The sequence below is a fragment of the Mycobacterium sp. genome, from assembly GCF_052145595.1.
GTDB lineage: Bacteria > Actinomycetota > Actinomycetes > Mycobacteriales > Mycobacteriaceae > Mycobacterium.
Genome location: NZ_JBKQOI010000025.1, coordinates 1 through 9,150 on the forward strand (window position 1 = coordinate 1; position 9,150 = coordinate 9,150).

A 9,150-nucleotide genomic window follows, 5' to 3' on the forward strand; every position below is an offset into this window, starting at 1 on the left:
GCGGATCTCAACGACGCAAGAGCGGGCACAAATCACTGGACGACACAACGCGCGGAATGAGCGACCCTATGCCCGCCGAACCGACCACGTCGCACGAGACGAGAAGGGACTCCCGGACTCGGCTGCCGCGTCGCCGGTTCGTCGCCGTGATCAGCGCGCTCGGCGGCATTCAGCTGCTGGCGATGATGGATGGCACCGTCGCGATCTTCGCGCTTCCTAAGATCCAGAACGAGCTGGGACTGTCGGATGCCACGCGGAGCTGGGTGATAACTGCCTACGTGCTGACCTCTGGTGGCCTGATGCTGCTGGGCGGCCGCCTCGGTGACACCATCGGGCAGAAGCGCACCCTGATCGTCGGCACCGTGCTCTTCACCATCACCTCGGCGATGTGCGGCATCGCCTGGGACGGTGCTGCGCTCGTTTTGGCCCGGCTGCTGAAGGGCGTCGCCGCCGCCATCGTCACACCGACCGCTATGGCGCTGGTAGCGACCACGTTCCCGAAGGGCCCGGCGCGCAACTCCGCGATGGCGGTGTTCGGCGCGATGGCCGGCGTCGGGGCGGTGGTGGGCCTGGTGGCGGGCGGGGCGCTCACCGAGGTGTCGTGGCGGCTGGCGTTCTTGGTGAACGTGCCGATCGGGCTGCTGGTGATCTACCTGGCCCGCACCGCGCTGCAGGAAACCGAGAAGGAGCGGATGAAGCTCGACGCCGCCGGGGGTGTGCTGGCCACGTTGGCCTGCACCGCGGCGGTTTTCGGCTTCTCGAGGGGTCCGGAGAAAGGCTGGCTGTCGGCCATCACCCTCGGTTCAGGTCTGGTGGCTCTGGCAGCTTTCGTCACGTTCGCCCTGGTGGAGCGCACCGCCGAGAACCCCATCGTGCCGTTCAGCCTGTTCTGCGACCGCAACCGGATGGCCACGTTCGCGGCCATATCTCTTACCGGTGGGGTGACTTTCACCATGGCCGTGCTGATCGGCCTGTATGTGCAGAACATCATGGGCTACGGTCCGATGCACGCAGCCATCGGCTTCATCCCGTTCGCCATCGCGGCACCCATCGGGGCGGGCGCGTCCTCGCGGCTGGTGAAGTGGTTCCCGCCGCGGGTGGTGGTGATCGCCGGCGCCATCCTGCTGCTGGGCGCGATGCTGTGCGGCTCGACGTTCCACCGCGGCATCCCCTACTTCCCGAATCTCGTGCTGCCAATCGTCGTCGCCGGGATCGGTCTCGGCGTGATCAACGTCCCCCTCAGGCTAGGGCTGGTCGCCAGCGTCGGCGTGGACCGCATCGGGCCCGCCTCGGCGATCGCAGTGATGCTGCAAAGCCTCGCCGGGCCGCTGGTGCTGGCCGTCATCCAGGCCGCCATAACGTCGCGCACACTGCACCTGGGCGGCACCCACGGGCCGGTGAAGTTCATGAACGACGCCCAGTTGCACGCGCTGGACCACGGCTACACCTGCGGCTGGCTGGGGATGGGCGGGGTGGTCGTCCTCATCGGCGGAGCGGCGCTGCTCATCGGCTACACCGCGCAGCAGGTGGCGCACGCCCAAGAAGTCAAGGCGGCCATCGATGCCGAGGAACTGTAGCTCGTCGAGGTCCGCGCCTGCTCACTAGCGAAACGCCACAAAACCAAACTCTTGCCGCAGTGAGCAGCACCGGGAGCTTTTGTCGAAACCCCGGACGGACCCCGTTGGCCTCCACTATGGTTTCGAACCGTTATTAAACTCGTGTCGGCTAGGGTGGGTGCGTGGTCTCAGGCAGTGTGCGCGATTTCGAGCGGGCCCCGTCCGATGTCGCCATCGCAGGTGGCCAAAACGGCAGCCGACGGCCTGGCCGCCGACTTACTCTTCTGCGACGTGCTCGCCAGCCTTCACCCGCACCTCGAGCACGAGGTGGATCTGGAAAGAGTCGTGGAAATCCGGTATTTGCGATTTTCCGGGTTATGAGGCGGCTGTGGATTCCGCTGGTCGTACTGGTCGTGATCGGTGCCGGAGGATTGACTGTGTCGCGGCTGCACGGCATCTTCGGCTCTGAGAAGCGCCAATCGTATGCCGACACCAAAGTTGACACCAAGCCTTCCAACCCCAAGCACCTCAGATACGAGATCTTCGGACCACCGGGGACCGTGGCCGACATCAGCTATTTTGGCGACAATGGTGACCCGGAGCATGTTGACGGAGTAAGCCTGCCGTGGTCGTTGGAGTTCGCGATCACCGGGGCGGCGTCCATCGGGAGTATCGCGGCACAGGGTGATACTGACAGTATCGGCTGCCGCATCTTGGTGGACGGCGTGGTCAAGGCCGAGAAGGTGACGCACGAAGTCAGCGCCTTTACCTCCTGCCTGCTGAAGGCCGCATGAGCGACCATCAGCTGCACGACCGTTCGCCAGTGGTAGCGCGGACGATCCATCGATTTCCGGTGCCCATCATCTTGGCGTGGTTGGCGATCCTCGTCATCTTGACTGTTGGCGTCCCCTCACTGGACCAGGTCGAGAAAGAGCATTCAGTATCACTGAATCCCACAGATGCGCCGTCCTTCAAGGCGTCAAAACGCATAAATGAGGACTTCAAGCAATCCGAATCCGGCAGTGTGGCGATGATCGTCTTGGAGGGTCAGCAACCCCTCGGCGACGATGCTCACAAGTACTACGATCGTTTGATTCGTCAGTTGCAAGACGATCCGAAACATGTGCAGCACATCCAGAACTTCTGGGGTGATGAACTCACAAAGGGCGCCGCGCAAAGCGCCGATGGTAGGGCCGCATATGTTCAATTGGGCCTCGCCGGCAACCCGGGCCAGGCCTTGGGGACTGAATCCGTCGAAGCCATTCAGCGCATCGTCGGGCAGACGCCAGCGCCGCCGGGGGTCACGGCGTATGTCACCGGCCCTGCGGCGATCGTTGCGGATATGAGCAACACTGGCGACCGGACGATCAAGACAATCACGGCGGTAAGCGTCGCGGTGATCTTTGTTATGTTGCTTCTCATCTACCGTTCGGTTATAACCGTAATTCTTTTGTTGCTGACCGTCGGCATAGAATTGCAGGTGGCCCGAGGAATCGTCGCGTTCCTCGGCCATCACGAGATTATTGGTCTTACCACCTTGGCCGTTAATCTACTGATATCCCTTGGAATCGCGGCTGGAACGGACTACGGGATATTTTTCATCGGTCGGTATCAGGAGGCACGTCAGGCCGGCGAGGACCGGGAAACGGCTCACTACACCACTTACCGCGGGGTCGCCAAGGTTGTCTTGGGCTCCGGTTTGACGATCGCCGGAGCGCTTTTCTGCCTGAGTTTTACGCGGCTGCCCTCTTTCCAAGCCCTCGGCGTCCCTTGCGCGGTGGGCGTCGCGGTCGCAGTCGCAGTCGCGCTCACGCTGTTTCCCGCAGTTCTTACCGTCGGAAGCCGTTTTGGCCTGTTTGAGCCCAAGCGGAAAATCAAGGTTCGCGGATGGCGACGGGTAGGCACGGCGATTGTTCGGTGGCCCGCGCCCATTCTTGTCGCGACATTAGCAGTCGCGCTGATCGGGCTATTGACGCTGCCGGGATACAAACCCAGCTACAACGACCAGAAGTTCATCCCCAAAGATATTCCCGCCAATCTGGGGTATGAGGCCGCAGCGCGACATTTTCCCCAGTCGGCAATGATGGCGCCCGAGATCCTGATGGTCGAGGCCGATCACGATCTACGCAATCCGGCCGATTTTCTAATTTTGAACAAACTGGCCAAGGCCGTCCTCGCTGTTCCGGGCATTTCCAAGGTGCAAGCCGTGACGCGACCCGAGGGAACCCCGCTCGACCACACGACGATACCGTATCTGCTCAGCATGCAACAAGCTGGGCAGCAACAATTCATGCATTTTCAGCAACTGCGCATGAACGACATGCTCAAGCAGGCCGACATGCTGGGCGAAACGATTCAAATCATGCAGCGCATGTCTGGCCTGCTGCAGCAGATGGCTGCCACGACTCATGAGATGGTCGGCAAAACGCATGAAGTGCAGGAAATCACCAACGACTTGCGGGATCACATTGCGGATTTCGAGGATTTCTGGAGGCCGATCCGCAGTTACTTCTACTGGGAAAAGCATTGCTACGATATTCCCATTTGCTGGTCGGTGAGATCCGTTTTTGACACGTTCGACGGTGTTGACGAGGTTACCGATAAGCTGCGCGATCTGGTAGCAAACCTTGATCAATTAGATGCGATCATGCCGCAGCTGCTCACCCAGTTCCCAGAGATGATCGCGATCATGCAGAGCATGCGGACCATGATGCTGACCATGCATAGCACCATGTCCGGGGTCTTCGGGCAGATGGACGACAGTAGCAGTAATTCGACCGCCATGGGAAAGGCATTCGACACCGCGAAAAACGACGATTCTTTCTACCTGCCGCCGGACGTTTTCAAGAACTCGGACTTCAAACGAGTCATGAAAATATTCTTGTCGCCGGACGGGAAGGCCGTCCGCATGCTGATTTCGCAAAAGGGTGATCCCGCGTCGCCCGAGGGCCTCTCGCGGGTCGACCCGATAAAAAGCGCGGCCGAGGAGGCGCTCAAGGGAACTCCGCTGGAAAACTCGAAGGTATACCTCGCCGGCACCGCAGCAATGACGAGAGATCTCGTCGTGGGCTCCAAATACGATCTCGCGATCGCGGGAGTCGCTGTGCTCTGCCTTATTTTCATCGTCATGCTGATCATCACGGGAAGCTTTATTGCCGCCCTGGTTATCGTAGGTACGGTATTGGTTTCGCTGGGCGCTTCCTTCGGGCTGTCCGTGTTCGTCTGGCAGTATATGCTCGGCATACAAATACACTGGACAGTGCTCGTGATGTCTGTGATCGTCCTTCTGGCGGTCGGGTCTGACTATAATTTGCTGCTGGTAGCGCGGATGAAAGAGGAAATAGGCGCCGGCATAAACACCGGCATCATTCGTGCGATGGGTGGCACCGGGAAGGTCGTGACGAACGCGGGGCTGGTGTTCGCCTTCACCATGGGGTCCATGGTGGTCAGCGACCTACGCAGCATCGGTCAGGTCGGTACGACGATCTGCCTGGGTCTGCTGTTCGACACGTTGGTCGTGCGCGCATTCATGACGCCGTCCATCGCCGCGCTGCTGGGACGTTGGTTCTGGTGGCCGAAACAAGTCCGCCCCCGCCCCGCCAGTGCGTTACTTCGGCCCACCGGACCCCGTCCGCTGGTACGTGCCCTGTTGCTGAGACAGCCGCAGTAAGTTGCGGATTTCCAGTTCAGGACGGGGGTCGGCAACCGTGGGGAGCATCGTGGCGCAGGTCGATAGCGACAGCATTGGCTGCCGCTTCGTCTTGGACGGTGTCGTCAAAGCCGAGACGATTGCGCACGAGGTGGACGCCTCGGCCGTCTGCCTGTTGAAGGCCGCATGAGCACCGAACGCCGTCAGCTCCCCTTCATAGCGCGGACAATCCGCAGGTTCGCGGTGCTCATCATCCTGGCGTGGGTCGCGCTGACGCTGACGGTGACTTTCGGAGTTCCATGGCTGGAGACGGTCGGCCGGGAGCATTCCGTGCCGTTAGCTCCTCGAGATGCGCCGGCGGTACGAGCCATGCAGCGCATGGGCCAGGACTTCAAAGAATCCGACTCGGACAGTTTCGCGATGATCGTGCTGGAGGGGCAGCAGCGACTCGGCGACGACGCCCACGTGTACTACGACGGATTGATCCGCGAGTTAAGAAACGACCCGAAGCATATCGAGCATGTGCAGGATTTGTGGGGAGATCGACTCACGGCGGCGGGTGCGCAAAGCGACGATTGTAAGGCCGTATATGTGCAATTGAATCTGGCCGGTAACCAAGGCACGACCCTGGGCCAGGACTCCATTGCCGCAGTCCGGCATATCATCGCGCGAACACCGCCGCCCCCCGGTCTCCAGGTCTATGTCACCGGCCCGGCAGCGCTCTTAGCGGATATGCAGCGCAGTGCTGACAGTTCCATTCTCAAGATGACCTTGATAGGTGCCGTCATAATCTTCGCGGTTCTGCTTGTTGTCTACCGTTCGGTCATCACCGTGATTGTATTGCTCCTCACGGTTGGGATCGAACTATTTTCGGCCCGGGGAATTGTCGCCTTTCTCGGCGATAACAATATTGTTGCGCTCTCGATGTTTGCCATTAATCTGCTGGTGGCCCTTGCGATGGCAGCCGGAACCGATTACGGGATCTTCTTCTTCGGTCGATACCAGGAGGCGCGTCAGGCCGGCGAGGACCCGGAAACGGCCTACTACACCACCTACCGCCGGGTCACTCCCGTTGTACTGGGCTCCGGTTTGACGATCGCCGGAGCAATGTTGTGTCTGAGCTTCACCCGGATGCCGATCTTCCAGACGATCGGCGTGCCGTGCGCCGTGGGCATGCTCGTCCCAGTCGCGGTCGCGGTCACGCTGGTTCCGGCGGTTCTGACCGTCGGAAGTCGCTTCGGGCTGTTCGATCCCAGGCGCAGGATCGGGTTTCGTCGGTGGCGACGGGTCGGCACCGCGATTGTCCGCTGGCCCGCGCCCATTCTCGCCACGACCGTAGCGGTCACACTGATCGGTCTGATCACACTGCCGGGCTACAAAACCAGCTACAACGACCGGCTCTACATACCTAAAGGCGTTCCAGCCAATTTGGGGTATGCGGCCGCTGATCGTCATTTCTCCCAAGCACGTATGATGCCCGAAATCCTGATGATCGAATCAAATCACGATATGCGCAATCCAGCAGATTTCCTCGTGCTGCATAGACTGGCAAAGGGAATTTTTCGAGTTCCAGGAATTTCTCGGGTGCAAGGCATAACCCGGCCCGAGGGAACACCGATCGAACACACGTCTATACCTTTCCTGATCAGCATGCAAAACGCAGGCCAGCAACAAACCATGGAGTATATGAAACACCGCATAAATGACATGCTCAAGATGGCCGACACGATGGCCAGACAAATCGCGATTATGAAGCACATGTACGAATTACAGCGGCAGCTCACCGACATTGCTCATCGCTCGATCGGCGATACAAAAGAAATGACTGCCATTGTGGAAGAGTTACGAGGTCACATTTCGGATTTCGACGATTTCTTCAGGCCAGTTCGAAGTTACTTCTACTGGGAAAAGCATTGCTACGATATCCCAATATGCTGGTCGTTGAGGTCGATATTTGACACACTCGACGGTGTCGATGCGCTTAGCGATAAAATGCATGACCTCGTGAAGGATCTGGACACGATGGACGCGGTGTTGCCGCAGCTACTTCAGCAATTTCCGGGTTTGATCGCGGTCACACAGTCCATGCAGACCATGATGCTGACGATGCACAGCACCATGTCTGGGACCTTCAGCCAGATGGACGAAACGAACCAGAACGCAAACGCCATGGGGCAGGCGTTCGACGCGGCGCAGGACGACGATTCCTTCTATCTGCCTCCGGAGGTTTTCCAGAACCCGGACTTCCAGCGGGCGATGAGTTCCTTCCTATCTCCCGACGGGACGGCGGCTCGATTCATCATTTCGCACAGGGGCGACCCCGCGACGCCCGAGGGCATAGCGCGTATCGATCGGATAAAGACGGCGGCCGAGGAGGCGCTGAAGACGACGCCCCTGGAGGGCACCAAGATCTATATCGCCGGCACCGCCTCGACATTCAAGGACTTTCGCGACGGCTCCACATACGATCTATGGATCGCGGGAGTTGGTGCGCTCTGTCTTATTTTTATCATCATGCTCACCATCACCCGAAGCTTTATTGCCGCCCTGGTTATCGTAGGTACGGTATTGCTTTCGTTGGGCGCATCGTTCGGACTGTCGGTGCTGGTCTGGCAGTATTTTCTAAGCATCAAATTGCACTGGATGGTGCTTCCGATGGCCGTGATCATCCTTTTGGCGGTGGGCTCTGACTACAATTTGCTTCTGGTATCCCGCATGAAAGAGGAAATAGCCGCCGGGATAAACACCGGTATCATCCGCGCAATGGGGGGCACCGGCAAGGTTGTGACGAACGCGGGGCTGGTGTTCGCCTTCACCATGGCCTCGATGATGTTCAGCGATTTGCGTATTATCGGCCAGGTCGGCACCACCATCGGCCTGGGCCTGTTGTTCGACACCTTGGTCGTGCGCTCGTTCATGACACCGTCCATCGCCGCACTGCTCGGACGTTGGTTCTGGTGGCCGCAGACAGTGCGCCCGCGCCCGGCCAGTCAAATGCTTCGGCCTTTGGCACCGCGTCCGGTGGTACGGGCCCTGCTGCTAAGGGAGGAGCACCGCGACGACGACGTGGTCACAACCGAAATCCCGAGTCCGTCCGTCTCCGAATAATCGAAGAATAATCCAAATTTCATTGCGGCTAGCCGGGAATCAGATCAGCACGCCAAACACTTCTAACGGTATCCCCAATAGTGCTGAGACGATTGCTAAGACCAATATCCAAAATCCGAAAACCAGTGCCAAAAATCCTACAGTAAGTGCCAAAAATGCTACATCAAAGAGTGCGGTCCAAAAGCCTGTTAACATGTTGAATAACTGGCCCGGCAAGGCGGCGATAGCGCTGGCGAACGAGCTCAAACTCGCATTCAAGTACTGCAACGACGCGGCGCTGGCGGCCTCAGTGGCCGCATACGAGCGCGCGCTCGCATTCAACTGCCGCACAAACTCCTCGTGAAACGCCGCCACCTGCCCGGCCAGCGCCTGATAGTCCTCGGCGTGCCGGGAGAACAGGTGTGCGATGCTCGCCGACACCTCATCGGCGGCCGCGGGTATCACCGCAACGGTCGGCGCCACCGCCGCCATGTGGGCCACGCTGAGCGTCGCACCAACAGCCGCCACATCCGTTGCCGCCGCCGCCATCATCTCCGGCGCCGCCATCACATACGACATATCTATCCTTCAGCGTCGACGAACCTGTTTTGGTGTTCGGCCAACGCCTCCGACCCCACCCGGACGAGCGTTGGTCCAGCTGCAGGCCCGCGGCGGGTCCCTTGCGACATGGACATTCGTGGACCGCAGTTCCGATCGTCTTTGGCGACGCTCTGGCTGCTCAGCTTTGGAGCGGGATCCACGTGAATAGCGCAGCGTGCTAAGCGCCGGCTGCTTAAGGCCCCATGTCGCCTCCCAATAAGCCGACGCGGAGGCGGGCCGCGGCTACAGCGGCGGCGC

At 59.9% G+C, this 9,150-nt stretch carries 7 protein-coding genes; 6 read left to right on the forward strand and 1 reads right to left on the reverse strand.

The genetic code is table 11. The features are described from left to right. The first annotated feature begins 56 nt into the window (after nucleotides 1–56). From ACLP4W_RS01865 to ACLP4W_RS01890, 6 genes are all read left to right on the forward strand, one after another. Nucleotides 57–1,577 carry an MFS transporter gene (locus ACLP4W_RS01865; protein WP_442383573.1) on the forward strand — a complete coding sequence of 507 codons (1,521 nt, stop codon included), beginning with the start codon at nucleotides 57–59 and terminating at the stop codon, nucleotides 1,575–1,577. A gap of 219 nt (nucleotides 1,578–1,796) precedes the next feature. After that, nucleotides 1,797–1,937, forward strand: a complete 141-nt coding sequence (locus tag ACLP4W_RS01870) for a hypothetical protein (protein WP_442383561.1) — start codon at nucleotides 1,797–1,799, stop codon at nucleotides 1,935–1,937. Then, on the forward strand, nucleotides 1,934–2,350 hold the full coding sequence (locus tag ACLP4W_RS01875) for an MmpS family protein (RefSeq protein ID WP_442383563.1): 417 nt from the start codon (nucleotides 1,934–1,936) through the stop codon (nucleotides 2,348–2,350). Before ACLP4W_RS01870 ends, ACLP4W_RS01875 begins: the two co-directional genes overlap by 4 nt. Then, nucleotides 2,347–5,226 (forward strand): MMPL/RND family transporter, encoded by a 2,880-nt coding sequence (locus tag ACLP4W_RS01880; protein ID WP_442383565.1) that lies wholly within the window; start codon nucleotides 2,347–2,349, stop codon nucleotides 5,224–5,226. Before ACLP4W_RS01875 ends, ACLP4W_RS01880 begins: the two co-directional genes overlap by 4 nt. Nucleotides 5,227–5,275: 49 nt before the next feature. Then, the gene (locus ACLP4W_RS01885; protein ID WP_442383567.1) at nucleotides 5,276–5,395 is read left to right on the forward strand and encodes an MmpS family transport accessory protein; all 120 of its coding nucleotides are present in this window, start codon (nucleotides 5,276–5,278) and stop codon (nucleotides 5,393–5,395) included. Continuing rightward, nucleotides 5,392–8,313 carry an MMPL/RND family transporter gene (locus tag ACLP4W_RS01890; RefSeq protein WP_442383569.1) on the forward strand — a complete coding sequence of 974 codons (2,922 nt, stop codon included), beginning with the start codon at nucleotides 5,392–5,394 and terminating at the stop codon, nucleotides 8,311–8,313. The genes ACLP4W_RS01885 and ACLP4W_RS01890 overlap by 4 nt, the downstream gene beginning before the upstream one ends. 39 nt (nucleotides 8,314–8,352) lie before the next feature. Here ACLP4W_RS01890 and ACLP4W_RS01895 read toward each other — a convergent pair whose 3' ends face one another. Next, nucleotides 8,353–8,871, reverse strand: coding sequence for a PE family protein (locus ACLP4W_RS01895; protein ID WP_442383571.1), 519 nt, complete (start codon nucleotides 8,869–8,871; stop codon nucleotides 8,353–8,355). Nucleotides 8,872–9,150 lie beyond the last annotated feature (279 nt).

Bases quoted from the DNA above. Each gene is read 5' to 3' on its own strand.
- ACLP4W_RS01865 (WP_442383573.1), top strand. From the start codon at position 57: ATGAGCGACCCTATGCCCGCCGAACCGACCACGTCGCACGAGACGAGA.
- ACLP4W_RS01875 (WP_442383563.1), top strand. From the start codon at position 1,934: ATGAGGCGGCTGTGGATTCCGCTGGTCGTACTGGTCGTGATCGGTGCC.
- ACLP4W_RS01880 (WP_442383565.1), top strand. From the start codon at position 2,347: ATGAGCGACCATCAGCTGCACGACCGTTCGCCAGTGGTAGCGCGGACG.
- ACLP4W_RS01890 (WP_442383569.1), top strand. From the start codon at position 5,392: ATGAGCACCGAACGCCGTCAGCTCCCCTTCATAGCGCGGACAATCCGC.
- ACLP4W_RS01895 (WP_442383571.1), bottom strand. From the start codon at position 8,871: ATGTCGTATGTGATGGCGGCGCCGGAGATGATGGCGGCGGCGGCAACG.